24 protein-coding genes, 5 tRNA genes and 2 pseudogenes are annotated in these 26,769 nt (G+C 41.0%); 19 read left to right on the top strand and 12 right to left on the bottom strand.

Annotation, left to right across the window (positions count from 1 at the left end; all coding sequences use genetic code 11):
* The first annotated feature begins 102 nt into the window (after positions 1-102).
* Positions 103-789 (top strand): M15 family metallopeptidase, encoded by a 687-nt coding sequence (locus tag B0183_RS04385; RefSeq protein ID WP_015939779.1) that lies wholly within the window; start codon positions 103-105, stop codon positions 787-789.
* Between the two features lie 25 nt (positions 790-814).
* Here B0183_RS04385 and B0183_RS04390 read toward each other — a convergent pair whose 3' ends face one another.
* The 5 genes from B0183_RS04390 to B0183_RS04410 form a co-directional block, all read right to left on the bottom strand.
* A complete protein-coding gene (locus B0183_RS04390; protein ID WP_021114020.1) occupies positions 815-2,224 on the bottom strand; it encodes an ABC transporter ATP-binding protein in 1,410 nt (469 codons plus the stop codon).
* Between the two features lie 232 nt (positions 2,225-2,456).
* Positions 2,457-3,239 carry an ABC transporter permease gene (locus B0183_RS04395; RefSeq protein WP_078208389.1) on the bottom strand — a complete coding sequence of 261 codons (783 nt, stop codon included), beginning with the start codon at positions 3,237-3,239 and terminating at the stop codon, positions 2,457-2,459.
* Positions 3,236-4,180 carry an ABC transporter permease gene (locus B0183_RS04400; RefSeq protein WP_010787018.1) on the bottom strand — a complete coding sequence of 315 codons (945 nt, stop codon included), beginning with the start codon at positions 4,178-4,180 and terminating at the stop codon, positions 3,236-3,238. The genes B0183_RS04395 and B0183_RS04400 overlap by 4 nt, the downstream gene beginning before the upstream one ends.
* A gap of 94 nt (positions 4,181-4,274) precedes the next feature.
* Complete coding sequence (locus B0183_RS04405; RefSeq protein WP_078208390.1) at positions 4,275-5,858, bottom strand: ABC transporter substrate-binding protein; 1,584 nt, start codon at positions 5,856-5,858, stop codon at positions 4,275-4,277.
* Between the two features lie 118 nt (positions 5,859-5,976).
* Positions 5,977-6,744, bottom strand: coding sequence for a TOBE domain-containing protein (locus B0183_RS04410; RefSeq protein WP_078208391.1), 768 nt, complete (start codon positions 6,742-6,744; stop codon positions 5,977-5,979).
* A gap of 144 nt (positions 6,745-6,888) precedes the next feature.
* Between B0183_RS04410 and modA the strand changes: the two genes are divergently transcribed.
* Positions 6,889-7,647: a molybdate ABC transporter substrate-binding protein gene (modA, locus tag B0183_RS04415; protein ID WP_005714031.1), complete on the top strand. Its 759-nt coding sequence runs from the start codon at positions 6,889-6,891 to the stop codon at positions 7,645-7,647.
* Positions 7,648-7,807: 160 nt separating this feature from the next.
* Here the strand turns inward: modA and B0183_RS04420 are convergent, their stop codons facing one another.
* Entirely contained in the window at positions 7,808-8,332 is a 525-nt protein-coding gene (locus tag B0183_RS04420) for a hypothetical protein (RefSeq protein ID WP_078208392.1), read from the bottom strand.
* A gap of 89 nt (positions 8,333-8,421) precedes the next feature.
* On the opposite strand from B0183_RS04420, the gene B0183_RS04425 reads away from it, so the two are divergent.
* The 6 genes from B0183_RS04425 (at position 8,422) to B0183_RS04450 (ending at position 9,929) form a co-directional block, all read left to right on the top strand.
* Complete coding sequence (locus B0183_RS04425) at positions 8,422-9,273, top strand: thymidylate synthase (RefSeq protein ID WP_078208393.1); 852 nt, start codon at positions 8,422-8,424, stop codon at positions 9,271-9,273.
* Between the two features lie 194 nt (positions 9,274-9,467).
* Positions 9,468-9,543 (top strand) — tRNA-Gly (locus B0183_RS04430).
* A gap of 12 nt (positions 9,544-9,555) precedes the next feature.
* A tRNA-Leu gene (locus tag B0183_RS04435) sits at positions 9,556-9,642 on the top strand.
* Positions 9,643-9,660: 18 nt separating this feature from the next.
* Positions 9,661-9,736, top strand: a tRNA-Gly gene (locus B0183_RS04440).
* 12 nt (positions 9,737-9,748) lie between these two features.
* Positions 9,749-9,835, top strand: a tRNA-Leu gene (locus tag B0183_RS04445).
* Between the two features lie 18 nt (positions 9,836-9,853).
* Positions 9,854-9,929: transfer RNA gene (locus B0183_RS04450), tRNA-Gly, on the top strand.
* An 80-nt stretch (positions 9,930-10,009) separates the two neighbouring features.
* On the opposite strand, the gene B0183_RS04455 is transcribed toward B0183_RS04450, so the two are convergent.
* Positions 10,010-10,594: a DUF2726 domain-containing protein gene (locus B0183_RS04455; RefSeq protein WP_042906641.1), complete on the bottom strand. Its 585-nt coding sequence runs from the start codon at positions 10,592-10,594 to the stop codon at positions 10,010-10,012.
* Between the two features lie 244 nt (positions 10,595-10,838).
* On the opposite strand from B0183_RS04455, the pseudogene B0183_RS04460 reads away from it, so the two are divergent.
* Positions 10,839-11,627 (top strand): annotated as a pseudogene (locus B0183_RS04460) (phosphoribosylaminoimidazolesuccinocarboxamide synthase).
* 194 nt (positions 11,628-11,821) lie between these two features.
* The gene (locus tag B0183_RS04465; RefSeq protein WP_021111391.1) at positions 11,822-12,496 is read left to right on the top strand and encodes a 7-cyano-7-deazaguanine/7-aminomethyl-7-deazaguanine transporter; all 675 of its coding nucleotides are present in this window, start codon (positions 11,822-11,824) and stop codon (positions 12,494-12,496) included.
* Between the two features lie 43 nt (positions 12,497-12,539).
* Here the strand turns inward: B0183_RS04465 and B0183_RS04470 are convergent, their stop codons facing one another.
* Entirely contained in the window at positions 12,540-13,994 is a 1,455-nt protein-coding gene (locus B0183_RS04470; RefSeq protein WP_078208394.1) for an aminoacyl-histidine dipeptidase, read from the bottom strand.
* 179 nt (positions 13,995-14,173) lie between these two features.
* Between B0183_RS04470 and gpt the strand changes: the two genes are divergently transcribed.
* Together gpt and gmk are read left to right on the top strand one after the other, a co-directional pair.
* Complete coding sequence (gene gpt, locus B0183_RS04475) at positions 14,174-14,653, top strand: xanthine phosphoribosyltransferase (protein WP_005714020.1); 480 nt, start codon at positions 14,174-14,176, stop codon at positions 14,651-14,653.
* A 237-nt stretch (positions 14,654-14,890) separates the two neighbouring features.
* Positions 14,891-15,517 carry a guanylate kinase gene (gene gmk, locus B0183_RS04480; protein WP_078208395.1) on the top strand — a complete coding sequence of 209 codons (627 nt, stop codon included), beginning with the start codon at positions 14,891-14,893 and terminating at the stop codon, positions 15,515-15,517.
* A 52-nt stretch (positions 15,518-15,569) separates the two neighbouring features.
* On the opposite strand, the gene radA is transcribed toward gmk, so the two are convergent.
* Positions 15,570-16,946 carry a DNA repair protein RadA gene (radA, locus tag B0183_RS04485; protein ID WP_005711784.1) on the bottom strand — a complete coding sequence of 459 codons (1,377 nt, stop codon included), beginning with the start codon at positions 16,944-16,946 and terminating at the stop codon, positions 15,570-15,572.
* Positions 16,947-17,133: 187 nt separating this feature from the next.
* Here radA and B0183_RS04490 point away from each other — a divergent pair, with 187 nt between their 5' ends.
* From B0183_RS04490 to dapE, 5 genes are all read left to right on the top strand, one after another.
* Positions 17,134-17,586 carry a pilin gene (locus B0183_RS04490; protein ID WP_078208396.1) on the top strand — a complete coding sequence of 151 codons (453 nt, stop codon included), beginning with the start codon at positions 17,134-17,136 and terminating at the stop codon, positions 17,584-17,586.
* A 332-nt stretch (positions 17,587-17,918) separates the two neighbouring features.
* Positions 17,919-19,304, top strand: a complete 1,386-nt coding sequence (locus B0183_RS04495) for a GspE/PulE family protein (protein ID WP_071610759.1) — start codon at positions 17,919-17,921, stop codon at positions 19,302-19,304.
* Positions 19,297-20,493 (top strand): type II secretion system F family protein, encoded by a 1,197-nt coding sequence (locus B0183_RS04500; RefSeq protein ID WP_078208397.1) that lies wholly within the window; start codon positions 19,297-19,299, stop codon positions 20,491-20,493. The genes B0183_RS04495 and B0183_RS04500 overlap by 8 nt, the downstream gene beginning before the upstream one ends.
* Positions 20,490-21,158 carry a prepilin peptidase gene (locus tag B0183_RS04505; RefSeq protein ID WP_078208398.1) on the top strand — a complete coding sequence of 223 codons (669 nt, stop codon included), beginning with the start codon at positions 20,490-20,492 and terminating at the stop codon, positions 21,156-21,158. Before B0183_RS04500 ends, B0183_RS04505 begins: the two co-directional genes overlap by 4 nt.
* Before the next feature lie 83 nt (positions 21,159-21,241).
* Positions 21,242-22,375: a succinyl-diaminopimelate desuccinylase gene (gene dapE / locus B0183_RS04510; protein WP_078208399.1), complete on the top strand. Its 1,134-nt coding sequence runs from the start codon at positions 21,242-21,244 to the stop codon at positions 22,373-22,375.
* Between the two features lie 73 nt (positions 22,376-22,448).
* On the opposite strand, the gene clpX is transcribed toward dapE, so the two are convergent.
* A complete protein-coding gene (clpX, locus tag B0183_RS04515) occupies positions 22,449-23,699 on the bottom strand; it encodes an ATP-dependent protease ATP-binding subunit ClpX (RefSeq protein WP_078208400.1) in 1,251 nt (416 codons plus the stop codon).
* 6 nt (positions 23,700-23,705) lie between these two features.
* Positions 23,706-24,287, bottom strand: coding sequence for an ATP-dependent Clp endopeptidase proteolytic subunit ClpP (gene clpP / locus B0183_RS04520; protein ID WP_010787003.1), 582 nt, complete (start codon positions 24,285-24,287; stop codon positions 23,706-23,708).
* 100 nt (positions 24,288-24,387) lie between these two features.
* Here clpP and B0183_RS04525 point away from each other — a divergent pair, with 100 nt between their 5' ends.
* Complete coding sequence (locus tag B0183_RS04525) at positions 24,388-24,777, top strand: SufE family protein (protein ID WP_078208401.1); 390 nt, start codon at positions 24,388-24,390, stop codon at positions 24,775-24,777.
* A gap of 187 nt (positions 24,778-24,964) precedes the next feature.
* Here B0183_RS04525 and B0183_RS04530 read toward each other — a convergent pair.
* Positions 24,965-25,506 (bottom strand): annotated as a pseudogene (locus B0183_RS04530) (SLC13 family permease); the annotation flags it as partial.
* A gap of 485 nt (positions 25,507-25,991) precedes the next feature.
* Between B0183_RS04530 and B0183_RS04535 the strand changes: the two are divergent.
* Entirely contained in the window at positions 25,992-26,612 is a 621-nt protein-coding gene (locus B0183_RS04535; RefSeq protein WP_015940024.1) for an L-threonylcarbamoyladenylate synthase, read from the top strand.
* Positions 26,613-26,769 lie beyond the last annotated feature (157 nt).

A 26,769-nucleotide genomic window follows, 5' to 3' on the forward strand; every position in this document is an offset into this window, starting at 1 on the left:
CATTGTTTTATAAGGGATATTGGTAGAGATGTGGTGTTTTATTTATTGTATTTTCTTTTGCTATAATACGGTTTCCCATGTTTTTTTGAAGTGGTTTAATTCATGTTAAATTTTGAAAATTTACCTTCTCTTCTTACAGGAAAGAGCAGACAGCATTTGGTTGCCTTACCAAATAAATTATCTGATCAGCATGCATTACAATCTGAAGTAGTAAAAGCATTTTTGCATTTACAAGATGCCGCACTGAAAGCAGGTTTTAATTTACAACCTGCAAGTACTTATCGGGATTTTGAACGACAAAAATGGATTTGGAATACAAAATTCAATGGTGAAAATAAAGTTCATGATGATCATGGTAAAGCTATCATATTAACTGGCTTAGATGATTGGGACAAATGTCAAGCTATCCTGCGTTGGTCCGCAGTGCCAGGGGCTAGCCGTCACCATTGGGGAACAGAAATTGATATTTTTGATCCTACTTTACTTCCTGAAGGAAAAAAGCTCATGTTGGAACCGTGGGAATATCAGACAGGAGGCTATTTTCAACATTTAACGAATTGGTTATTAGTCAATGCCGAACGTTTTGGTTTTTATTTCCCTTTTATGGAAGCTAATAATAAGTTTATTGGTCTAGAACCATGGCATATGAGCTATTTCCCTATTTCGGAACAATATGAACGATTACTGTCCCCAGAGATATTGCAAATGGCTTGGCAAGGCGAGAATATCGCTGGTGTAAATAGTTTGAATGAGCATATTTCTGAGTTATTTGAATATTACATTCTGTAAATGTCCCTTTCTGCTTTTTTATTAATTAAAGATAATTTTCAAGATCAATCACCTTATCACAACTTCGTTCAATCAAAAACGGATCGTGGCTGACGATAATTAATCCGCAATTTCTCGCTCGGCATTGCTCAATCAGCAATTTGATCGTTTCTTGTTGAGTGATCGGATCTAAGCGAGAAGTCACTTCATCGGCAAATAGTAGCACTGGTTCAAGTAGCAAGGCTCGTAAAATTGCAACCCGTTGCAACTCGCCACCCGATACGTTATCGGCGTTGCGTTGCAGAATGTCAGGCGACAATGCAAGCTGTGCTAATAGAGCTGGAATTTGTGAACGGTCGAGATGATGATGCTCGATCACATCGTCCAATAGTTGTTGCAAGCTCACATTCGGTGCAAAGGCTTCGGGCGGATCTTGATACAATTTCAGCACTTGATGTTTTTTATGGCTGTGGCTATGCCAAATCACTTCGCCCGATTGCGGTTTGAGTAGCCCGCAAAGCACATCAGCAAGGGTGCTTTTGCCTATGCCACTGTGTCCGACAATGCCTAAAATTTCTCCTTGGTGTAAATCAAAGGAAAGCTGTTTGAACAGCGTTCTTGTTCCCCGTGCAACCGTTAAATTTTTGACCGATACAAGCGGTGTTTTTGGCTTAGAATGTTGCAAATCGGCTAAAGGTTGCCAATGTTGCGGATCTGCACCGATTAAGGCTTGAGTATAAGTATCTTGCGCTTGGTTCAGCAGTTGTTCTGCTTTGCCTTGTTCAATCAATTTGCCTTTTTTCATCACAAAAATGTAGCCTCCGAGAGCGGTTGCCACTTCAATATCGTGAGTGATCGTCAGCAAGCCTCCGCCTGTTTCATAGGCTTGTTTCAGTAAGTTAATCACTTCTGCTTTGCTATTCGGATCAAGCCCTTTGGTAGGTTCATCGGCAAGCAGAATTTTTCCCCCTGATGCCGTGGCGATTGCAAAAGAAGCTCGTTGTGCCATACCACCTGAAAGTTGGTGTGGATAGCGTTGTTGAGCCTGAGATAAACCCAGCTGGGTTAAAGAAATCTCGCTCGCCTTTTCTGCATTTTTCTGGCTTAAACCTGCCACAAAGCGAAAGCTCTCCCACAGTTGTCGGCTAATTCGCATCAGTGGGTTTAATGAACGGCGTGGCTCTTGGGGCAACATCACTAAGGTTTTGCCCCAAAGAGATTGTAAGCGGTCGGATTGCCCGTCTATTTTGCAATTTTCCACTACAATCTCACCGCTTGCGATTAATCCTTGCGGTAACGCTCCCATAATTGCTTGAATTAACAGACTTTTTCCTGAGCCTGTTTCGCCTAAAATGGTGATATTTTTGCCACGTTCAAGACAAAAACTGATCGGCTCGACCAGCTCAATGCCATCGAGTGTTTGAACAGTGACGTTGGTTATTTTGAGTAATGACACGGTGTTTTCTCTACTGTATTTCAATGGATCATCGCTCCCCCTGCTTGCGGGGGGAGCTGCCGAAGGCTGAGGGGGGGAAATTTCATTCCTTGAGCAATCCCCCCTTCCGCCTTCGGCACGTTATTCGCTCTGCTCACCCTTCGGGTCGTTGGCAAAGCCAACGCTCAAATGCTCTCGCATTTGTCCCCCGTAAACGGGGGAAGGGAATGTATAGGATAATTAATGTTCAAATCTACTTCACCTTCCCCGCCAACAACTGCAAGCTAAATACCAATAGGAACACAGCAATTACAGGTTGTAGGAAAATCAATGGGGCTTGATAGTGATAGGGGAACAGCTCTGTCATCATCAGCCCTAATTCAGCCGTAGGCGGTCGCAATCCCACGCTGACAAATCCGAGTGTTGCAAGGGCTAAAATCGCATTACCGATTGAAAATGCGGTTAATGTGGCAACCATCGGCAGTAAACGGGGGAACAGATGACGTTTAATGCAATAAAACCAAGGCATTCCCATCAAACGAGAAGATTGCAGTTCTGAGCTGGACGCAAGGGTACTGGTGATCGCCCTGATGACACGGAAAAATTCAACCCAAATCACTAAGGCAATACCTAAATAGAGTGTCCAAAATGAACCAGGGGAAAGCGAAGCAAACAGCAAAATCAGCAATAAACCTGGTAATGCCATCACTAAATCACAGATAAAGCTAAACAAGCGATCTAACCAACCGCCAAATAATCCTGCCAGAATGCCGAATAACAAGCCTGCCACCAATGCACAAGCAACACTAAATAGCGATAAACCGAATGAAAGGCGAATGGCGGAGGCAAGACGGGCAAACATATCTCGCCCTAAATGATCGGTGCCAAACCAGCTTTCTGCATCAGGACTTGCCAACATATTGCTGAGATCTTGAAAACCAATATCCATCGGGTAGAAATAAGGCTGTAAAAATGCAGTGGTGAGTAGCAGTAGTAATAACAAAGCTCCGTAACGTTGTCCAACGGTTAATTTCATACTGTTCCCCCTTCACGAATACGCGGATCAATCCACGCATTAAGCAGATCGGCAAGCATATTGAGTACCACAAATAATCCCCCCATCACTAACGCCGTGCCTTGTATCATCGGCACATCTCGTGCAATGATGGCGTGAACTAAAGCGTGTCCGCTTCCCGGCCAAGCAAAAAGGCTTTCGACAATCACAACCCCTTCAATCAGGTAAACCAGTTGCACGCTATGATAAGCAATCACTGGCACGGCAATATTCGGGATCCCGTGTCGCACAAAGGTCTGCCAACGGCTCAAGCCTTTTAGCTGTGCAAATTGATAGTAGTCGGATTGCATCACCTGCACCATCGCTTGACGTGTCACACGCACCGAAACGGCACTTAAACCTATCGCCAAGGTGAGAGCTGGCAAGACAAAATGCAATGCCGTGCCGTATCCGCCTGCTGGTAACCATTTCAACTGAACAGAAAAGAGCGTAATCAATCCAATCGCAATGATAAAAGCAGGAACGGCACGAAATAGACTACTTAAGACTAAGGTCAAGCGGTCAAATACGCCGTTCGGTTTACGAGCTGATAATACGCCTAAGGTGGGACCAATGAGCAAGGCTAACAGTAACGCTACCACTGCTAGACTAAAGGTATGCCCGAATTGATGTTCAATTTCGTGCCAAACGCTGTCGCCTGTGACTAAGGATTTACCTAAGTTAAACTGCACTAAATCCGCTAACCAACTGCCGTAGGTTTGCCACCAAGGTTGATCCAACCCGAGCTCTGCTCGTACCATTTCTGCGGCGGCGGCATCGGTTTGATCGTAACCGTAGCGACTTGCCGCAATACGATATGCCATATCGCCCGACAGTTGCCGAGTTAAAATAAAAGTTAAAGTTCCGACTGACCAAATCACCAAAAGGATCTGGGATAGTCGTCTGAATAAAATAGAAAGCACGGGGATAAATCCTTAAAATCTGTTGTAGGGACACACTGCGTGTGTCCGCTAATTGTGGCTTTTTAAGCGGACACACGCAGTGTGTCCCTACATTTTATTTACTCAACATCTCCAAAAAGAACCGTCTTTCAAAAGGATCTAAAGTCACATTTTTCACGTCTTTATGTGCCACCACATTTTGCTGATAGTACACCACAGGAATAATCGGCAGTTCATCGTGGATAATTTGGCTCACTGTCTGTTTTAACGCCTTCGCTTTTTGTGGATCACGTTCTGTTTCAAGCTGAGTTAAAGCGTTGTCTAATGTCGCATTTTGCCAATTCATCACCCCCCAATCGCTTCCTGTTTTCGCATAATCCTGCACGATCACACCAAAAGGATCTAAGGTTTTGCCATAGTTCAACGCATAAAGTGCCATCTCTAAACTGCCGTCTTGGTGTCCAGCAGGGATTTCACTGAAGTTACCGACAGACACATTCACATCAACGCCAATCTGCTTCCATTGAGCTTGCAAAATTGTCGCAATCATTGGTAATTCAGGGCGATCGGAGAATGTGCGTAGGGTAAAACTAAACGGCTTACCGTCTTTAGTTAGCTTGCCTTCGCTATTAAATTCATAACCACGAGCGGTTAGATCTGCTTTGATTTTTGCAAGATCAGGTTTTGCTGTTGTCGTATCAATTCGCCATTCTGCAAAGGCTTTCGGCAGAATTTGATCCGCCTCGCCACCTTCGATTTTTAACACATATTCCGCAATTGCTTTGCGATCAATCGCTTCACTTAAGGCTTTACGCACCGCTAAATCATTAAAGAACGGTTTTGCCACGTCCATTTTGAGCTGAATAGTACGAGCAATAGACACACTGGTTAAGTTCAAATTCGGATCGGTTTTCAAACGCTCAACACTGGCGGTATCAAGGTTAAACACTAAGGCAGATTTATCGCTTTGTGCCATCAGCATTCGGGTTTCACTACGGCTACTTGCAAGGTAGTTCGCTTGAGCCAGTTTCGGTTTATTACCCCAATACTGTTCAAAACGCACCGATTCCAATTTTTGTGGTGCTTCAATTTTAGTCGCTTTAAATGCCCCCGTGCCTATCACTTGGGTCACTTCCCCTTTGTCGTTATAGCTTTCAGGGGCAAGAATAATTGCGGTGTAGTGTGTTAAAAAAGATGGAAACGGCACAAAAGATTTGGTTAAGGCAATTTGAATTTCTGTCGGGCTGACCGCTTGAATATCTTTAATAAAGGCTTTTTGCAACATTCCCGGTTTCGCCAATGCAATATTTAGACTGTTTGCCACCGCTTGTGCAGTTAAAGGTTGCCCATTGTGGAAAATCACATTCGGACGGAGTTTAAAGGTCCAAAGGGTCGCATCTTCATTACTGTTCCATTCGGTCGCCAATCCTGCAACAAGTTCCCCCTGTAAATTCGCTTCCACTAAGGTTTCCGCTAAATTCATACGTTGAAAAATCACCCCTGTCTGGTTCGGATCAAGGCTATTGATTTCCCAAGGGGCAACCACCGTTGCCAGAGCAAGTTCATCATTTTGCTTTGTTTGAGTTGTCGGTTCAGTCGGTTTTGCCGTTTCTGTTGCTGTGGCTTTATCACCTTGAAAATAGTGAACCGCCAACGCTGCAACACCACCGACTAAAAATGGGGCAAGAAATTTTTTCATTGTTATATCCCTTAAAATAATAATGGTTTTCAAAAAGGCGTGTATTGTGCCATAAATTCCATAAAAAAATAGTGGGATGTTAAAAAATTTATCACCGAAGAGTGTGCCCGTAGAGGGATTAGATAGTAACTAAGACTATCTGTTCAGGATCGATATGTATCCATACCTGTTGATTTTCTTGGAGCGGTTGGGCTTTTTTGACCGTTGCGTAACATTCCGTTCCATTTGCGTTTAATGCAATTTCTTTATATTCCCCTTTGTCGTAAATTGCTTCGACTTTGGCTGCTAGGCTGTTTGGGCGTTGTGGGTGTTCGGGGTGAATTTCAATCCACGGCGCTTTGACCATTAACATTACTTCTTTCCCTTGTGTCAGTTTGAGCCGTGCTGCACTTTGAGCTGTAATGGAAGCGGTGAGATCTTGCGGAAATTCTGCAATGTGAATATCAACATAGCAGTGAACATCTTCTTCTCTCAATTGGGTGACAGTGCCAAAAAATTGGTTTCTGGCACTGCTTTGTAGGGAGAATTTGGCTGTTGCAGTGAGTAAGCTATCTAGGGGGATGCTTTCATCTTGAAGGATCGCAAAGGCTTTTTCTTGGGTCTGTTCAAGTAAATCGTAGAGCTGAAGTAACCGCTCGGCATAGGGGGTTAGGGCAGTGCCGCCGCCGTGTTTGCCTCCTGTGTTGCGTTCGAGAAGTGGTTTAGGGCTGATGTTGTTCATCGCCTCAAGATGATCCCAAGCACTTTTGTAGCTGACTTTGGCGTTTTTTGCCGCTTGGTTTATTGAGCCACATTCTTGAATGGCTTTGAGTAGGGTAATTCGTTTGGGATCGACAAAAAGCTGTTGTTTTAGTTTGATGGTTAATAGGATTTCGTTGTTTAACATAGGCTGCCTTTTTGCAAAATAGAACGCTGAAATTATCTACTTTCTTGTATTAAAAGGAAATGTAATTTTTACCTTTGTATTTATTTTATAATTCGTTATATAATAGTTTATATATTGTTATATCCACTCTCATAAGGATTATTTATGAAAAAAACTTTTGTAAAATTAGCTTTAGCGTCAGCATTGGCTTTGGGGGCAACCTCTGCGTTTGCTGAAAATATTACGGTATTTGCAGCAGCGTCTATGACAAATGTGTTGCAACAGATTGGTGATGAGTATAAAAAAACTTATCCAGAGGATAGTTTGACCTTTTCTTTTGCAGGGTCTTCAACTTTAGCAAAACAGATTGAGCAAGATGCCCCTGCGGATTTGTTTGTGTCTGCGGATCAAAAATGGATGGATTATGTGGCTGAGAAGCTGCCTGCCAAAACAAAAAATGTGACAACGTTGGTTGAAAATGAGTTGGTGCTGATTGCGCCTGCAGACAGTAAAATTAAAGTGGCGTCTATTAAGGATATTAACTTTAAAAAGGTGATCGGAGATAGCTATTTGGCAGTGGGCGATGATAATGTGCCTGTTGGTCGCTATGCGAAGAAAGCGTTAGAACATTTAGGCGTTTGGGCTGAGGTTGAGCCTCGTTTGTCTAAGGCAAAAGATGTGCGAGCGGTGCTTTCTTATATTGAGCGTGGTGAGTTGCCGTTGGGGATTGTGTATTCAACCGATGCGAAAGTGAGTGATAAGGTGAAAGTTGTCGCGGTTTTCCCTCAAGAGAGTTATGGCAAGGTGGTTTATCCTGCGGCAACCTTAAGCGATAAGCCTGAAGCAAAACGTTTCTTAGACTTTTTAGCGACACCAAAAGCGAAAGAGGCTTTTGCGAAAGCTGGGTTTAAGGCAGTTAGATAGCCTTCGGATTTGACCTGCTATTAGTGAGATGAGTTTATATTCCCTCCTACTATAGCGTTTATCTTTGATATTCCATCCATCCTTTTTCTTTATCTTCCCCCGCTTAGGGGGAAAATAAAGAAATCGTCAAACATAATTATATCGAGTGAAAATAGATTCACTATTTCCTTTTCTGGGCTTCATTTTCCATTTGTTCTACACATAAGTGAAGAATTTGATCCGCACCTTCTTGGATATATTTATCGTGACGCACTTTATTGGTTTGAATATCTAACATTGCATCATAGATACCCTGTGTAATGCTTGGTGTTTGAACCATTGTCCAGCAGGTTGGGCTTAGACGATTAAAATTATTTTGTAGATCGGCAGCATAAAGTACGCCGCTATAATAAGCATACACGTTATGATCTAACATTCGATTTAACAGGCTTGCCCGAATTTGTTCTATCGGGTGCTTGACTTTCTTGTTAAACCAATCATCAACCCCACGGATAAAAGATGTAATATCATAACTTTCATTCACGCGATCTGCATAAGTTTGCTCTACTGCACCATAAGCAATCGCATAGGATTTTTGATCGATTTGGGATTCGGGTAAACGCTTCCAACCGCTTGTATTAGTGCTACAAGCTGTTACCAATATCAATGTAAAAATGACAGCAACTCGTTTGTATAAAGATTTCATCATTTACTCCTTATCTCTCTGTACTAAAAAAGTGTTACAATTCTAACAAATTATTTTACGGATTACTCTAAACATTTTAAGGTTGAATTATGAAACAATATCTTGATCTCTGCCAACGTATTGTCGAACAAGGGAAGTGGGTTGAAAATGAACGTACGGGTAAGCGTTGTTTAACCGTGATTAACGCTGATTTAATCTACGACGTGGCAAAGGGGGAATTTCCCCTTGTGACTACACGCAAAAGTTTTTGGAAAGCTGCGATTGCGGAATTACTCGGTTATATCCGTGGTTATGATAATGCCGCAGATTTCCGTCAGCTTGGCACAAAATCGTGGGACGCAAATGCCAATGAAAATGCAGCTTGGCTGGCAAACCCACATCGCAAAGGCGAAGATGATATGGGGCTGGTTTATGGTGCGGTCGGACGAAACTTCCCGAAAGTTGGCGGTGGTAGCGTCGATTTATTGCGTCAAATTGTCGATGATCTGAAACGTGGCGTAGATAATCGTGGCGAGATTTATACGTTCTATCACCCTGGGGCTTTCCATTTAGGTTGCCTACGTCCGTGTTTACACAGCCACCATTTTTCACTGTTAGATGGCACGCTTTATTTGAACAGTATCCAACGCTCTGCCGATGTGCCACTTGGTTTAAACTGGAATATGATCCAATGTTACACTTTTCTTGCGTTAATGGCACAAATTACAGGACACCAAGCAGGACAAGCATTCCATAAAATTGTGAATGCGCATATTTATGAAGATCAGCTGGAATTAATGCGAGATGTACAACTAAAACGCACGCCATTTAAAGCTCCAACACTCAAAATCAACCCCGATATTAAATCCCTAGAAGATTTAGAAACTTGGGTAACATTGGCGGATTTTGAAGTTGAGGGCTACGAATATCATCCGAGTATTCAGTATCCGTTTTCTGTGTAGTTGGAAAAATTTTTGCTATCTTCAGACTTTATTATTTCTCTTTATATAAATGATTGGAAGGTAGAATATTTGAAAAAGTGTGCAATAATTTCCTAAAAAATCAGCGAACAATAGAAAATCGCTGATTTGTGTTTGACAAGCATATAAAAATCTCTAAAATACGCCGCAACGAATATGTTGTGTTAAGCAATGCTGCGGGAATAGCTCAGTTGGTAGAGCACGACCTTGCCAAGGTCGGGGTCGCGAGTTCGAGCCTCGTTTCCCGCTCCATTTTTTCGTTGTGCCCGAGTGGCGGAATCGGTAGACGCAAGGGATTTAAAATCCCTCGCCTTTCGGGGCGTGCCAGTTCAAGTCTGGCCTCGGGCACCATTTTTATTCATCATATTTGCGGGAATAGCTCAGTTGGTAGAGCACGACCTTGCCAAGGTCGGGGTCGCGAGTTCGAGCCTCGTTTCCCGCTCCATTTTTTCGTTGTGCCCGAGTGGCGGAATCGGTAGACGCAAGGGATTTAAAATCCCTCGCCTTTCGAGGCGTGCCAGTTCAAGTCTGGCCTCGGGCACCATTTTTATTCATCATATTTGCGGGAATAGCTCAGTTGGTAGAGCACGACCTTGCCAAGGTCGGGGTCGCGAGTTCGAGCCTCGTTTCCCGCTCCATGATAAAACCTACATCTATCATCCATCTTCTTTTCTAGATAAAAAGTTTTTTCTATTCCATTATTTACTCTTTTTCCTTTCTATTTAGAAAATCTTTGCAATATCTTTAAGATAATATTAAATTCAACTTGATTATAGTTTGGCGTGATTTCTATAAATGCGATATTAGCTTTGCGACAAGCCTCCCTTTTTATTGCATCTCTTTCCGCTGCATTATGTTGATAATGAGCGTGCCCTTGATATTCGATGACTGCAATGGGATTGCTTTGTTTATCTGTGATAAGAAAATCGACCCTTTTGTGATTAATTTTTGCATAGGCTTCATCCTGTTCCGCTTTGATAAACTCCCCCATGGCGACTTGAGAAAATAGAAGAAAATGTGAATCAAGGTTGTGTGATTTTAGGTAATTTAATAAAAGATAGAATAAACGATGTTCACTTTTGTTCATTAATGGGACTTTATGGTAACTGGACTTAGCAACTATTGCTAAATTGGAACTATGTGTAAAGCCTTTTGGGAATATCGGAGTATCAATAGTAGCTCTCCTAGATAATGTCGTTCTTTTCCGGCTATTAGATATGGTTATTCCAAAAGCAAAGATGAGTATGGCGCTAGCAATAACGAGTAATAGCCGACTGTGTTCAAATAAATAGGTGAGAGACATTGCGTACTCCATTTGTAAATATAAAGTTGTCATAAATTAAAAAAATTTTGTGATTGCTGCAATTGGATTCTTTTAATTTTTCGACAGAGATCGAAAAATTTATTTTTTCTCATCACAAACGTTTGCGTAAGTCGATATAATTATTCCATTCTTTGTTTAGATATTGGAACTTTGTTATGCAAATCAGCCTAAAAAAATCTATTCTGGTAAAGTTCGTGATCTCTACGAAATTGATGATAAACGTATGTTAATAATCGCAACCGACCGCTTGTCTGCTTTTGATGTCATCTTAGATGATCCAATCCCTCGTAAAGGGGAAATCCTGACACAAATTTCTAATTTTTAGTTCAATAAATTAGCCCGTATTATGCCGAACCATTTTACGGGAGATTCTGTTTTTGACGTGCTACCACGAGCAGAAGCAGAAGCTATTCAACATCGTGCTGTTGTTTGTAAGCGGTTAGTTCCAGTAAAAATTGAATCTATTGTGCGTGGCTATTTGACGGGTAGTGGTTTAAAAGATTATCAAAAAACAGGGACTATTTGCGGTTTGGCATTGCCCGAAGGTTTGGTTGAAGCAAGCAAGTTACCTGAGCCAATTTTTACCCCTTCAAGTAAAGCGGAAGTTGGTGACCACGATATTAATATCAGCTATGCTGAATGCGAGCGTCAGATTGGGGTAGAGCTAGCGGCAAAAGTACGAGATGCAGCTATAGCACTTTATAAAGAAGCGGCAGATTATGCTTTAACTAAAGGGATCATTATTTGTGATACTAAATTTGAATTTGGTTTAGATGAAAATGGCGTATTAACATTGATGGACGAAGTTTTGACCCCTGACTCTAGTCGTTTTTGGTCAGTTGAAACCTATCAAGAAGGAAGTAATCCCCCGTCTTTTGATAAACAGTTTATTCGTGATTGGTTAGAGCAGAATGGTTGGAACAAACAGGCTCCAGCCCCTAGTGAGCCTGCTGATGTGATTGAAAAAACGGTGGCGAAGTATCAAGAGGCTTTGGATCTCTTGACTAAATAGGCTGTGTAAGCGGTGAAATCATTGCAAAAATTTGCAGTTTTTCACCGCTTGTTATTAAGAACCAAAAATTCCAATTCTTAAATAGATCATCGTAAATTTACTTGATCTTTTCTTCTTAAGGCGTATCATTCGCCCTCTTTTTTCACTTGGGTTCCCTCACCCCAAACCACCAAACTTATATAAAAAGGAACAATATGAACGTATTTGATTACTTTTCTGACGAGCAGAAGCGTCGCTCGTTGCTATTACTTTCTCTTTTTCACATATTTATCATCACAATCAGTAACTATTTAGTACAGATTGCGTTTGAAATTCCAATCCCTTTTACTCAAACATCGATCCCAACAACTTGGGGGACTTTTACCTTTCCCTTTATCTTTTTAGCAACGGATTTAACGGTTCGTGTATTTGGTGCGTCACTTGCTAGAAAAATTATTTTAGCGGTAATGTTGCCTGCATTAATCGTTAGCTATGTGATTTCGGTGATTTTCTTTGAGGGACAATTTCAGGGAATTGCAACATTAGCGGAGTTTAATCTGTTTGTTTTCCGTATTGCGTTAGCAAGCTTTGCAGGTTATGTAGTCGGTCAATTAATGGATATTTTTGTCTTTAACCGCTTGCGTCAAGGCAAAACGTGGTGGCTTGCCCCTGCAAGTTCAACGATTTTTGGTAGTCTGATTGATACATTTGTGTTCTTTGCAGTAGCATTCTATAAAAGTAGTGATGAATATATGGCGGAACACTGGTTTACTATTGGAGCAGTTGATTATGCATTCAAATTGTTTGTCAGTCTGTTGCTCTTTTTACCGCTCTATGGTCTAGTACTTAATTTTTTAATTAAAAAATTAAATTTAAAACGCTTTAATTAAGTAGACTTCTTCCCATCCTTTTGGATGGGAAGAAAATACCTCCTTACTTGTTTGGCACCTGCCCCAATATTCTCGTCAATAATTCCCAATAAATTTGTACGGCTGGGATATGCACTTTCTCATCTGGTGAGTGAGCATTACGGATTGTTGGGCCAATGGAAACCACGTCAATGTTTGGATAGACTTTCTTAATCAAGCCACATTCTAAGCCTGCGTGAATTACTTTAATTTGAGCTTCATAGCCCAGTATTTCATCATAAATCGCTTTGGTAAGTGGTGTAATGGCGGATGTCGGGTCTGGTTCCCAACCTGGATAACCGCCAGAGAAAGTGGCTGTTGCACCCACCAGTTCTGCTAATGAAGTTAAACGAGAACGTACATCGGCTTTGCCGTTTTCAATTAATGAACGCACTAAAATATTCGCTTTTACCCCTTGTTCATCGCTAGTTAAAATGCCAATGCTCAATGAAGTTTCCACCACATTTTCGACCACATCGCTGTTGCGAATTACGCCGTTTGGTAGTACGTTGAGGAATTGAATGACTTTCGCACTGCTCTCTTTAGCGAAAATCTGTGACGGTTTGGCAACATTTTCCACAATGAAATGTAAATTAGGTTCAGCAAAAGCTAGCTCACGTTGTAAGGCTTGTTCAAACTGACGTAAATAAGTGGTGAGATTGTCTTGATCTTTTGCATTAAATCCAATGGAAACGACCGCTTCTCGAGGAATTGCGTTACGCACAGAGCCACCACGGATTGCACCGATTTGAAAATCAAAATGCGCTTTTAACTCAGCCAATGTACGAGCCATTAGTTTAATGGCATTAGCTCTTGTTGTATGAATGTCACAGCCTGAATGTCCGCCATTTAAGCCTTTTAGGCTTATCTGTAACGTGGTATCAAACGGATTTTGTTCATAGTTCACAGGCAAGGTTAATGTTGCATCTTCGCCACCTGCACAACCAATGTAAATTTCACCGTTATCTTCGGTATCCGTATTAATCAAAATGTCCGCTTTTAGCCAATTTGGACGTAAGCCTAAAACCCCTTCCATACCAGCCTCTTCTGTCATTGTGAGCAAGGCTTCAATTTCAGGGTGAATAAGATCATCAGCGTCTAACACCGCCAAACAAGAGGCTAAACCGATCCCATTATCCGCCCCAAGTGTCGTGCCTTTTGCTTTGACCCATTCTCCGTCAATATAAGGTTGAATAGGATCTTTTTTGAAATCGTGCAATGTTCCTTCATTTGCTTGTGGCACCATATCTAAATGTGCTTGCAATGCCACTGTTTTACGATCTTCCATTCCTTTTGTCGCAGGTTTGCGAATTAAAACGTTGCCAGCTTCATCACGTTCTACAAAAAGCTGTTTTTGCTTTGCCCAGTTCACAATAAACTGAGCGATTTCTTCTTCGTGGTAAGACGGGTGTGGAATGGCACAGATTTGATCAAACCATTTCCATAATAAGTGAGGTTTAAGTGTTTGAATTTCTGACATATCGGTTTCCTATAAAGATGATAGCGGTGAGTTTCCTGTAAAATTTTGCAAAATTCATTCGGATAAATACGTTTATTGTAAAATTTGCCTTGAAATGATAGCACGAAAGTTGTTTTCGGGTTATCATTTCGCAATTTTTTTATTCGGTGGCATCGCCACCGCTTTTTTTAGGTGAACTTATGAGTGAGAAATACACAAATGAAAAATATGTTGTGACGTGGGATATGTTTCATATGCACGCACGCAAATTAGCTGAACGTCTTTTACCTGCATCACAATGGAAAGGCATTATTGCCGTCAGTCGTGGTGGTTTATTCCCTGCTGCAGTATTGGCTCGTGAATTAAGTATTCGCCACGTCGAAACGGTGTGTATCGCAAGTTATGACCACGATCATCAAGGTGAATTAAAAGTATTACACGCTGCACAAGTTGCAAATGGTGGTGAAGGTTTTATCGTTGTTGATGATTTAGTGGATACAGGGAATACCGCTCGTGCTATTCGTGAAATGTACCCGAATGCAAAATTTGTCACCGTGTTTGCTAAACCAATGGGCGCAGAGTTAGTAGATGATTATGTGGTTGATATTCCACAAGAAACGTGGATTGAGCAACCTTGGGATTTAGGTATTACCTTTGTTCCACCACTCGCAAAAAAATAAAATTCAGTGTTAGGGACGCTTTTGCGTCCTTAATTTTTTACTCTATCATTTACATCAATGAATAACGGACACACACAACGTGTTCGCTAAACGAATGAATAATCGTAGGGACACACTGCGTGTGTCCGCTGAATGAATAATGGATACATGCAACGTGTTCGTTAAAAGAATGAACAACGGACACACGCAGTGTGTCCCTACATTCAAGACCATTGTGAGAACAACTCTAAATAAATTATGAGCTTAGGAAATTTATATATCATCTCAGCCCCAAGCGGTGCAGGAAAATCATCATTAATCAATGCGTTACTTGCTGATCTTCCCCGTTCACAAGTACAACTTTCCATTTCCCACACCACACGCAATCCACGTCCAGGTGAAGAACACGGCGTACATTATTACTTCACGCAACACGAGGAATTTAAACGCCTGATTGAACAAGGACATTTCTTAGAATCGGCGGAAGTTTTTGGTAACTATTACGGCACATCATTGCCGATGATTGAACGTAGCCTTGAACAAGGCATTGATGTATTCCTCGATATTGATTGGCAAGGTGCAAGGCAAATTCGTGCAAAAGTGCCAAATGTCAAAACCATTTTCATTCTGCCACCGTCAAAAGTAGAATTAGAAAAACGTTTAATTGGTCGTGGGCAAGATTCGGCAGAAACCATTGCAAAACGAATGAGTGAAGCGGTTTCTGAAATGAGCCACTACAATGAATTTGATTATGTGATTGTAAATGATGATTTCCAAGTAGCATTATCAGAACTCAAAAGTATTTTAATCGCAGAGCGTTTAAAACAAGCGGTGCAGGCAGAACGCTATCAGTTCTTGATAGCATCACTATTGTCTGAAGCATAGAATGGGAGAACATATAGGAGTTTAATTATAGCTCCTATCATTTTCCTAATGCTTATAGATCATTCACAATATCCAACGCATCACTTAATTTCTTCACGGTAAAGACTTCCATTCCCTTAATCGCTTTTTTCGGGGCGTTGCCGTGAGGAATGATCGCACGCTTAAAGCCGTGTTTTGCCGCTTCACTAATTCGCTCTTGTCCGCTTGGCACAGGGCGAATTTCCCCTGCTAAACCAACTTCGCCAAAGACCACCAAATCTTGCGGTAACGGACGATTGCGGAAGCTAGAAATGAGTGCCAGCAATAGAGCTAAGTCGGCACTGGTTTCAGTGACTTTTACACCGCCGACCACATTCACAAACACATCTTGGTCAGACATTTGCAAGCCACCGTGTCGATGTAACACCGCAAGCAACAGTGATAAGCGGTTCTGTTCTAGCCCCACCGCAACACGGCGAGGGTTGGCAAGCATTGAGTGATCGACCAATGCTTGAATTTCTACCAACAACGGACGAGTGCCTTCCCATAATACCATCACCGAACTGCCTGAAGTCTGTTCTTCGCTACGGCTTAAGAAGATCGCCGAAGGGTTCTTCACTTCTTTTAAGCCTTGTTCTGTCATTGCAAATACGCCGAGTTCGTTCACTGCTCCGAAACGGTTTTTCTGACTGCGTAAGGTGCGATAACGCGAGTCCGCCTCCCCTTCCAATAACAACGAAGCGTCAATGGCGTGTTCTAGCACTTTAGGGCCTGCTAAAGTTCCATCTTTGGTAACGTGGCCGACCATAATAATCGCCACTTGACGTGTTTTGGCATAACGTGTCAAAAATGCCGCACATTCACGCACTTGAGCCACACTGCCAGGGGAAGATTGAATATCCGCAAGGTGCATTACTTGAATAGAGTCAATCACCATCAGTTTGGGTTTTTCCTGATCGGCAAGGTTACAAATATGTTCGACTGAGGTTTCAGATAACATTTTTAGATTGTCCGTCGGCAAGCCCAAGCGGTTAGCACGCATTGCCACCTGTTGTAGCGACTCTTCCCCCGTCACATAAAGGGTCGGCACACTTTGCGATAAACCGCACATTACCTGCAAGAGCAAGGTACTTTTCCCTGCGCCGGGGTGTCCGCCGATCAAAATAGCACTACCAGGTACAATACCGCCCCCCAGCACACGATCTAGCTCATAAAAACCACTGCTAAAACGAGGCACTTCCTGCAAATCAATTTCAGACAGCCGCTGAATTTTGCCTGTCGTTTCCCCTGCATAGCCACTCAAGCGATCACTTTTGCTCTCTTTTGCCGAAATCAGACGGACTTCGCTAATGGTGTTCCACGCTAAACACGCCTTACACTGTCCCATCCAACGAGCATATTCCGCGCCACAATCATTACATACATACGCAGTTTTTGGTGCTTTTGCCATTTTATCTTTCACTCTCAAATCAAAAAATTGCCCTATTTTAGCAAAAACACTGTGTAAATGAACAGGAAGAAAAAACGATTTTTTCGATCTACGTCGAAAAAATAAATGTTGCTCATCGCATTTTTTATAAAAAGTGGCAGAGTAAATAAGGCGTAAATTCTACGCATTCATTTTAGAAGGACAATTTATGAAAAAAATCAGGTTAATTCGACCGCTTGCAAAAGCCTTTACCTTAATTGAGTTGATGATCGTGATCGCCATCATTGCTATTTTAGCCACGATTGCAATCCCGTCTTACACCAGTTACACCCAAAAGGCTGCACTCTCTGAGTTATTAAGTGCTTCTGCATCTTATAAATCCGATGTGGAAATTTGTATTTATAACGTAGGGGATAAAAAAATCTCGGAATGTAGTTCAGGTAAAAATGGCGTTCAAGCGGATAAAACCGATGTTGCCGATGCGAAATATCTTAAATCTATTTCCGTCGCTTCGGGGACAATCACCGTAGAAGGCAAAAGCAGCATTGATGGCTACGGCTACACAATGACCCCGAAATTTGCCAATAACAACATTACTTGGGCAACAAGCTGTCGAGGTTCTGACACCAGTTTATTCCCTGCGAATTTCTGTGGGCAATAATCAAAAATACTTCTCCCCTGAGTGGGGGAAGTATGTAAATGATGTCTTTGGGTTGTACTGCCCCCATCCCCCTCGCTGCGCTCGGGGACTTCCCCCATAAATGGGGGAAGAATTTGTGGGGAAGAGTTTATGGAGAAAAGATTTATTTTAAATCTTCTCCCACTTGCGGGGGAAGTCCCCGAGCGTAGCGAGGGGGATGGGGGTCTGCGAGGAAGATGGGGGTATACAAAAATAATGGAGGCATTGCTAAAAAATAAACCCAAAAGATGAGAGAGAATTACAAAGTTTTCCATTAAATAAAATATGAAAATAACTTAACCAAAGGATCTACTATGTCCCAATACACCGTCTGCGAACAACAAACCGAACGCATTTTTGATATATCGCCTAGCCGTTGGCAACAAAATTGCGAAGAAAAAGAGCTGTTATTGCGTTATCTTGCCGTTCCTGTGCAAGAAACTGAGCATAAATTATGGCTTGCCGTTGATGATGAAAACAATCTCACCGCTTGCGAAATCTTTGCTTTTATGACCCATAAGCAGATTGAGCCTGTAGTGATTGCTTCTGATGAACTTAAATACTTGCTTAACGCACTCTCGCCTGAGCAACAGCCCTTTTATGAAGAGAGCGAACTGGCTTTCGCAGAACAAGAGCAAGAACAGCTCAACTTAAGCGATCCGATTATTCAACTGCTCGATAATCTTTTTAAATTCTGTTTAGCCCAAAATGCGTCCGACATTCATATTGAACCACGCAAGCAAAAATTGATTATTCGCCTACGCATTGACGGTGTTTTGCACCTGTATAAAAGCCTGTCTATTCAACTGGCAAGCCGACTTATTTCACGGATAAAACTGCTGGCGAAGCTAGATATTAGTGAATTACGCCAGCCACAAGATGGGCAATTTAGCTTTACCACCGCCTTGGCGGACACCCTTGATTTTCGGGTATCTAGCCTGCCGACGATCTACGGCGAAAAACTGGTATTGCGCCTACAAAAAAACAAACCAACCAGTTTTGATTTTCTGCAACTTGGCTTTAATCCACAACAGCAGACCACACTACTCAACGCCTTGAAACAACCGCAAGGGCTGATTTTAGTGACAGGACCAACGGGCAGTGGCAAAAGTATCACCCTTTACAGCGCCTTAAACTATCTCAACCAAATGGATAAACATATTCTCACCGCCGAAGATCCCGTGGAAATTGAGATTGACGGCTTAATTCAAACCCAAGTCAATCAAAGTATTAACCTTGATTTTAGCCAGCTATTACGCACCTTTCTACGCCAAGATCCCGACATCATTATGCTAGGTGAAATTCGAGATGAAGAGAGTGCAAAAATGGCATTAAGAGCAAGCCAGACGGGGCATTTAGTCCTTTCAACCCTGCATACCAATGACGCACTATTAGCGGTTGAACGTTTGTTACAACTGGGTATTCAAGAGTATGAAATCCAAAATTCACTACTGTTAGTCATTGCACAACGCCTTGTGCGTAAGCTCTGCAAAAAGTGTTGTGGCACAGGCTGTGATGAGTGCTATCAAGGCTATAAAGGGCGGATCGGGATTTACCAATGCTTAAGCAGAACTGCGAAAAAATTCGATAAACAGACCGCTTACTTAGATTTTTCCAGCTTACGAGAGAGTGCTAAACAAAAAATTGAACAACAACTAACCAACGAAATCGAAGTGGATAGGGTATTAGGCGATGAATAACATTTATGAATTTCAATGGAAAGGACGCAACCGCTTTGGACAAAAGCAAACAGGGCGACAGCTTGCCGAAAGCAGAGAAATGCTAGAAAAACGCTTGCAACAAAAAGGCTATAGCCAGTTACGCATTAGCCGACATTTTGCCTTGCCGACGGCACCGAAAAAGGAAGAAATTAATCAATTTATGCAACAGTTGGCATTATTAATTCAAGCCAAAATCCCCCTAAAACAGAGTTTGGTAATGTTGCTGGAAACTTGCCAAAATCGCACCTTTTACCGTTGGCAACAAGAGACAATCCGCTTGATTGAAGCTGGCTTTGCCCTATCCGTTGCCTTTGAAAAACAGGGGAAATATATCAATCCACAAGAGATCCAATTAATTAAAATGGCAGAAACAAGCGGTAATTTAGGGCTGATTTTAACCAATATTGCACAACGCCGTGAAAAATCGGAAAAACTAACCAAGAAAATTAAAAAAATTCTCTTTTATCCCGTATTTATTTTAGCTATTTCAATCACACTCTCTATTTTATTATTGCTTTTTATTGTGCCACAATTTGCAGAACTTTATGGATCAAAAGGAAAATCATTACCCCTAATTACCGAAATACTCTTTAGCCTATCCAATTTTCTACAACACTCTATTTTAACGCTAATTATCTTATGTGTGTTATGTTTTCTTTTAATTCATATTTTAAATAAAAAAACAGATCTTATTAAACGCCTAAAGTTTATTATATTAAGCCATATTCCTATTTTAAAAGGCATTATCCAGTATTCACGCATTATCTTTTTTTGTCAAAATAGCAGTTTAATGCTGGCTTCACATATTCGTTTAGATACTGTACTTCATTCCTTTTTAGCCAATAAAAGTGATGATATTTTATTACAACGTTCTCTAGCAACTACACTAACTTATTTAAAACAAGGCCATCGTTTAGCCGACAGTTTAGATCCAAAACTCTTTCCTACGGATATGTTACAGATGATTGCCATTGGCGAGCAGAGCGGAAAATTATCGCCAATGTTGCAACAAATCAGCGACGGTTATCAACAGCGGTTAGATTATCAAATTGATATACTTTCCCAATTATTAGAGCCGATGTTAATGGTGTTAATGGGAATTATTGTAGGGACTATTTTAGTCGGGTTATATTTGCCGATTTTTGATATGGGAGCAATGATAGAATGATGTTATTTTTATTGTCGATTTTACTTGCTTATTGGTTTCAAAAAGAAATGCAATATTTTCCAACACGAATTAATCAGCAAACTTATCAGGATTACCATTTATTAGTCCAATCGCCTTTAAGTTTGGCGGATTTTATTCATAAATCCACTTTACAGCCTAAATTTACATTTTTATCCTACAGCTTTTATATTTTATTTCCTGTTATAGTTTGGATATTTTACGATATAAACTTACCGCTTATTTTTATTCTTATCTGTCTAATTTATTTATCTTTATTGGACTATTTATATTATTTAACGGATATTCGCTATGTTTTAATTATTTTTGTCTTAGCATTATGGCAACTGCTTTTTTACCATTCCCTTGAGCTAAATTCCCATATTTTTTCGCTTTTTATCACCATTCTCTTTTTTAGCTTATTTTCACTACTTAGCCAGTTAATCTACAAAAAAGAGAGCTTAGGCTTAGGGGATATTCTTCTCTTTATTGCATTATCCCCTTTGTTTACCCTTGATGAGATGATTTTATTGCTGCTTTATGCGTCCTTATTTGGTTTAACGTTTTACGCCATCTATTTTTTATTCACCAAGCAAAAACTTACCCGATTGCCTTTTATTCCCTTTATTAGCCTTTCGACTTTGTGGGGGATTATTGCTAAAATTTGAATCCTCTTAATTTTCTTCATAAAGAAAAATAGGCATATACCTGTTGTAAGGTTTCAATAATTTAGCAAATACAGTGAAATAAAATGCAAAATCAAATTATCTCTCTTAGTCGATCTCTTATCCAACGTAAATCTATCAGCCCGAATGATGAAGGCTGCCAACAACTGATTGCTGAACGACTACAAGCGGTCGGATTTAAGCTGGAATGGTTGCCTTTTGGCGACACCTTAAATTTATGGGCAACCCACGGCGAAGGCGAACCTTGCCTTGCCTTTGCAGGACATACTGACGTTGTCCCTGAGGGCGATGAAAGCCAATGGACTTATCCGCCGTTTTCCGCTGAAATTGTCGATGATATGCTTTACGGGCGTGGAGCGGCGGATATGAAAGGTTCTTTAGCGGCAATGGTGATCGCTTGTGAAACCTTTGTGAAAAACAACCCGAACCATCAGGGCAAAATTGCCTTGCTTATCACTTCTGACGAAGAAGCTGCTGCCAAAGACGGCACAGTGAAAGTGGTGGAAACCTTAATGCAACGCCAAGAACCGATCCACTATTGTGTAGTGGGTGAGCCATCCAGCACCAAACAGTTAGGAGATGTGGTGAAAAACGGTCGCCGTGGCTCGATTACCGCCAACCTTTATATTGAAGGCATTCAAGGACACGTCGCCTATCCCCATTTAGCCGAAAACCCCGTTCATACAGCTTTACCATTTTTGAGCGAACTGACCACTTACCAATGGGATAACGGCAACGAATTTTTCCCACCGACAAGCCTGCAAATTGCCAATATCAAAGCTGGCACGGGCAGTAATAACGTGATCCCAGGCGAGCTTTATGTGCAGTTCAATTTACGTTATTGCACCGAAGTAAATGATGAAATCATCAAAACCAAAGTTGCCGAAATGTTGCGAAAATACGGTTTAAAGCATCGAATTGAATGGAATTTGTCGGGAAAACCGTTTTTAGCAGGCAACGGAAAACTGGTGCAAGCCACGATACAAGCGGTCGAAAAGGTGACACAAATTACACCTAAATTAGACACTGGTGGTGGCACATCAGACGGGCGTTTTATTGCCTTAATGGGCGCAGAAGTGGTTGAGTTCGGTCCAATCAACCAAACCATTCATAAAGTGAATGAATGTGTGAATGTGAATGACTTAGGTAAATGTGGAGAAGTTTATTACCAAATTTTGTGTTCGGTTATACCAAATTAGTTAACTTGATTCAGTAATGGAAAAGTTTCTAGTAAAAATCCCCGCCCTTAGGACGGGGAGAATATCAATTAAGTTACTCCACCTTCGGCTTTTCACCTTTCTCAACACAGTTTTTACCTACTGTCACTTTACTTGCTTTCAAGGACGGTAAATCATACATAGTGTCAAGTAGCAAGTTTTCCACGATTGAACGTAGCCCCCTTGCCCCTGTTTTACGAGAAATCGCTTTTTGAGCAATCGCCACTAAAGCATCTTTGGTGAATTTTAATTCCACACTTTCCATTTTGAACAAGGCTTGATACTGCTTGATAATCGCATTTTTCGGTTCTGTCAAAATGTTAATAAGTGCTTTCTCATCAAGTTCTTCAAGCGGTGTGATAACAGGCAAACGCCCGATTAGCTCTGGAATTAAACCAAATTTTACCAAATCTTCAGGTTCAACTTGTTTGAATAATTCAGTGAGTGCTTGACGATCTTTATCTTTTTTCAATTCTGCTTTAAAGCCAATTCCACCTTGTGTATTCGTTCGAGCTTCGACAATTTTATCTAGCCCAGCAAATGCACCGCCACAGATAAAGAGAATTTTAGAGGTATCAACTGGGATTGTTTCTTGTTTCGGGTGTTTGCGTCCACCTTGTGGATTGATATTCGCGATAGTACCTTCAATCAATTTAAGTAACGCCTGCTGAACCCCTTCACCTGATACATCACGGGTCAATGATGGATTTTCTGATTTACGGGTAATTTTGTCGATTTCATCAATAAAAATAATGCCACGTTCAGCCTGATCTTTATCAAAATCACACTTCATCAGCAATTTTTGGATCACATTTTCAACATCTTCACCCACATAGCCTGCTTGCGTCAGCGTTGTTGCATCAGCCACAACAAAAGGCACATTTAAACGGCGTGCCAAGGTTTCTGCTAACAATGTTTTACCACTTCCTGTCGGGCCGATAAGCAAAATGTTACTTTTACCCAACTCAACGCCTTCACTCTCTTTATTGTCAGAAAGTGCATTGCGTAAGCGTTTGTAGTGGTTATAAACCGCAACCGACAACACCTTTTTAGCGTGTTCTTGCCCGATCACATAATCATCTAAATGTGCGTGAATTTCATGTGGAGTAGGCACATTACCTAATACATCTTGGCTCTCAGCCTCATTTGCATCAATCAATAGCTCATCAGTTCCATTAATTAATGCATAAGACTCTTCAATACATTCGTTACAAATATGTCCTTCTGTGCCTTCAATTAATGCATCGACTTCATTACGACGCTTTCCACAAAAACTACAATGTGGTTCTTTCTCAAAATTTGCCATTATTCACTATCTCTTTGTTACAACGTCATCAATTAAACCGTAGGCTTTCGCTTCTTCCGCAGACATAAAATTATCACGTTCCGTATCTTGAGCCACCTTCTCAAAAGGCTGTGAACAATGTTCTGCCATTTTGCGTGTCAGCATCTCTTTCAGTTTTAAAATCTCTTGTGCGTGAATTTGAATATCCGTCGCTTGCCCACGATAACCGCCTAAAGGTTGGTGGATCATCACACGAGAGTTAGGTAATGCAAAACGCTTACCTTTTGCCCCTGCGGATAATAAAAATGCTCCCATTGAACAGGCTTGCCCCATACACAACGTAGATACATCGGGTTTAATAAAGTTCATCGTATCGTAAATCGCTAAACCAGCGGTAACGACACCACCTGGCGAATTAATATAAAGATAAATATCTTTTTCAGGATCTTCTGCTTCTAAAAAGAGCATTTGAGCAATAATTAATTTCGCCATTTCATCTTCAACACCGCCATTTAAGAAAATAATACGTTCTTTCAACAGACGGGAATAAATATCATAGGCACGTTCGCCTTTTGAGCTTTGCTCAACGACCATAGGGATTACAGCCATTTTGTGTTCCTCATTACAAATTGGTAAAAATCGGGGGATTTTAACAAAAAATCGCAGTATGATATAGCTCTTTTATTACCGATACTTGGATAGGGATTTTATGACATTTGATGAAATCAATGCCCAGTTTGCCCTTTGCAAATCTTGGGAAGAAAGATACCGCTTGTTAATTCAACTAAGCCGTCAATTACCCAAACCAACCGAACAACAGCTTGAACAGTGGCAAGAAATTCACGGTTGTGAAAGCCGTTTATGGTTTAATTTTCAGCTTGAGCCACGTCAAGTACAAGGTTATAGCGACGCTCGTTTAATGCAAGGATTGTTAGTGGTGTTGATTGCTTTTGTTACGGAAAAATCAGCTGAAGCATTGCAATTATTTGAAATTCAAACACTTTTTGATGATTTGCAAATAACTCGCCACTTAACAAGTACAAGGTTAAATGGGCTGCAGCAATTACAAAACATTATTCTAGATACTGTGAAAAATTAGTCATCAGAAATAAAATATGCAGTTACTAAATTATCATTCCTATTTTAGCGACTGCCTTTTTAGTTTTTTTCTATTGATTAGTAAAGCAACTCAATAATAAACCAGCCCCATATAATGCTCAAAGCAGGACCTAATAAACCAATAACTATTCCCCCTAATCTAAATTCGGATTGTTGAATTAGCCCTGTACTAAATGCAATCGCATTCGGTGGAGAGCCAATGATAGTTCCCATTCCACCAATAGATAGAAGCAGCAGCTGGAATGCCTAGTAGTAATGCTCTAGATAGATTAGCTTTTTTGTCTAGGGTCGCAAAAATAGGACTAATCGTCGCAATCATCATCGCTGTTGTAGCTGTATTGCTCATAAACATTGACATTAGTGCAGTAATCAACATTAATCCCCAAAGTACATAACGAGGGTCTGTACCAAATTTAGGTAATAAATGTTTCAACAATAACGTATCTAACGCTGTTTTTTTCATTGCTTCCGCAAGGAAAAAACCACCTAGAAAGAGCCAAATAACACTATCCGACCAGGTTTGTAGATATTTCATTGCATTTTGTGCATCGTGCCTTCCCATAATTAACACGAGAAAACCGATGATTAAAATACCTACTGAAAACGGTGGAATAGCTTCCGTTACCCATAAACAAATCGCAAAAAAGAGTAAAAACATCACATTTCTTTGAGTTGGGGTAAATAATGGATCTGAAAGAAGATGTGCCATAAAAAAAGCAAAAACAAGCGAGAATAGAAAGAAAAGCACCCTACGTTTTCTGGCTAATGCTAGAGGATATTTAGTCAGTTTTTTTAACGAAGCATAACGCGAGTCAGCCATAATTGCCTCCTATATGAAATGACGTTCAGATTTTATAAGAGTCACTCAAAATAAACTGTGATCACATTCAAATTGTTAAAAATTCATTACCGCTAAAATATATTTTACAAAAACACGGAAGCGCAAAATGCACTCCAGGTTATTGACAAAGTAGCTTGTAGGGTGGGTCTTGACCCACCATATAACCGTAACATATTGATTTTATTGGTGGGTTAAAACCCACCCTACAATATTAAATCTGTTTAATATATAGTTTGTTAGCAGTCTGACTCCCACATTTTTGCATTGTAATTATCAGAATTTTGATAAAATCTTACCGCTTCTTAGCTAAAAAGCGTATAATCTCGCCAATTTTGACAACCTAAAGGAAGAGTATGAGCCAATTTTTCTATATTCACCCCGAAAATCCACAACAACGCTTAATTAATCAAGCAGTGGAAATCATCAAAAATGGTGGTGTGATTGTCTATCCGACAGATTCTGGTTACGCCTTAGGTTGTGCGATTGGCGATAAGCACGCAATGGACAGAATTGTGGCAATCCGTCGTTTACCTGAAAATCACAACTTTACGCTCGTATGTAGCGATTTATCAGAGCTTTCGACTTATGCACTAGTGACAAATCAATCTTACCGCTTGATTAAAAATAATGTGCCAAATCCTTATACCTTTATTCTGCCAGCGACTAAAGATGTGCCTCGTCGTTTAATGACTAAACGTAAGACGATTGGTATTCGTGTGCCAAATAATGTAATTGCTTTGGCACTGATTTCTGCTTTGGGTGAACCGATTCTCTCGTGTTCATTAATATTACCAAATGAAGCAATTACCCAATCGGATCCTGATGAAATTCGAGAGCATTTAGAACATCACGTTGATTTAATTATTCACGGTGGTTACTTAGGGCAATCACCGACAACAGTGATCGATTTAACTCAAGATAGCCCTGAAATTATTCGAGTGGGTTCGGGCGATCCGACACCTTTTGAAGCATAATATCCCTCTCCCGCTTGCGGGAGAGGGTGGAGAAAATCCGAAGGATTTTTGGAGGGAGAGGGATTATACTCCCCCCTTCCGCCCTTCGGGCATCTTCCCCCTCAAGCGGGGGAAGTATAGTAAATAACACCCCGACGCTTGTGAAAGCGACAAATAA

The organism is Glaesserella parasuis (assembly GCF_002015085.1).
Classification (GTDB): Bacteria; Pseudomonadota; Gammaproteobacteria; order Enterobacterales; family Pasteurellaceae; genus Glaesserella; species Glaesserella parasuis.

Excerpts from the sequence above, each read along its gene's own strand:
- B0183_RS04385 (WP_015939779.1), top strand. The coding sequence starts at position 103 with ATGTTAAATTTTGAAAATTTACCTTCTCTTCTTACAGGAAAGAGCAGA.
- B0183_RS04395 (WP_078208389.1), bottom strand. The coding sequence starts at position 3,239 with ATGAAATTAACCGTTGGACAACGTTACGGAGCTTTGTTATTACTACTG.
- B0183_RS04405 (WP_078208390.1), bottom strand. The coding sequence starts at position 5,858 with ATGAAAAAATTTCTTGCCCCATTTTTAGTCGGTGGTGTTGCAGCGTTG.
- B0183_RS04410 (WP_078208391.1), bottom strand. The coding sequence starts at position 6,744 with ATGTTAAACAACGAAATCCTATTAACCATCAAACTAAAACAACAGCTT.
- modA (WP_005714031.1), top strand. The coding sequence starts at position 6,889 with ATGAAAAAAACTTTTGTAAAATTAGCTTTAGCGTCAGCATTGGCTTTG.
- B0183_RS04420 (WP_078208392.1), bottom strand. The coding sequence starts at position 8,332 with ATGAAATCTTTATACAAACGAGTTGCTGTCATTTTTACATTGATATTG.
- B0183_RS04425 (WP_078208393.1), top strand. The coding sequence starts at position 8,422 with ATGAAACAATATCTTGATCTCTGCCAACGTATTGTCGAACAAGGGAAG.
- B0183_RS04455 (WP_042906641.1), bottom strand. The coding sequence starts at position 10,594 with ATGTCTCTCACCTATTTATTTGAACACAGTCGGCTATTACTCGTTATT.
- B0183_RS04465 (WP_021111391.1), top strand. The coding sequence starts at position 11,822 with ATGAACGTATTTGATTACTTTTCTGACGAGCAGAAGCGTCGCTCGTTG.
- B0183_RS04470 (WP_078208394.1), bottom strand. The coding sequence starts at position 13,994 with ATGTCAGAAATTCAAACACTTAAACCTCACTTATTATGGAAATGGTTT.
- gpt (WP_005714020.1), top strand. The coding sequence starts at position 14,174 with ATGAGTGAGAAATACACAAATGAAAAATATGTTGTGACGTGGGATATG.
- gmk (WP_078208395.1), top strand. The coding sequence starts at position 14,891 with ATGAGCTTAGGAAATTTATATATCATCTCAGCCCCAAGCGGTGCAGGA.
- radA (WP_005711784.1), bottom strand. The coding sequence starts at position 16,946 with ATGGCAAAAGCACCAAAAACTGCGTATGTATGTAATGATTGTGGCGCG.
- B0183_RS04490 (WP_078208396.1), top strand. The coding sequence starts at position 17,134 with ATGAAAAAAATCAGGTTAATTCGACCGCTTGCAAAAGCCTTTACCTTA.
- B0183_RS04495 (WP_071610759.1), top strand. The coding sequence starts at position 17,919 with ATGTCCCAATACACCGTCTGCGAACAACAAACCGAACGCATTTTTGAT.
- B0183_RS04500 (WP_078208397.1), top strand. The coding sequence starts at position 19,297 with ATGAATAACATTTATGAATTTCAATGGAAAGGACGCAACCGCTTTGGA.
- B0183_RS04505 (WP_078208398.1), top strand. The coding sequence starts at position 20,490 with ATGATGTTATTTTTATTGTCGATTTTACTTGCTTATTGGTTTCAAAAA.
- dapE (WP_078208399.1), top strand. The coding sequence starts at position 21,242 with ATGCAAAATCAAATTATCTCTCTTAGTCGATCTCTTATCCAACGTAAA.
- clpX (WP_078208400.1), bottom strand. The coding sequence starts at position 23,699 with ATGGCAAATTTTGAGAAAGAACCACATTGTAGTTTTTGTGGAAAGCGT.
- clpP (WP_010787003.1), bottom strand. The coding sequence starts at position 24,287 with ATGGCTGTAATCCCTATGGTCGTTGAGCAAAGCTCAAAAGGCGAACGT.
- B0183_RS04525 (WP_078208401.1), top strand. The coding sequence starts at position 24,388 with ATGACATTTGATGAAATCAATGCCCAGTTTGCCCTTTGCAAATCTTGG.
- B0183_RS04535 (WP_015940024.1), top strand. The coding sequence starts at position 25,992 with ATGAGCCAATTTTTCTATATTCACCCCGAAAATCCACAACAACGCTTA.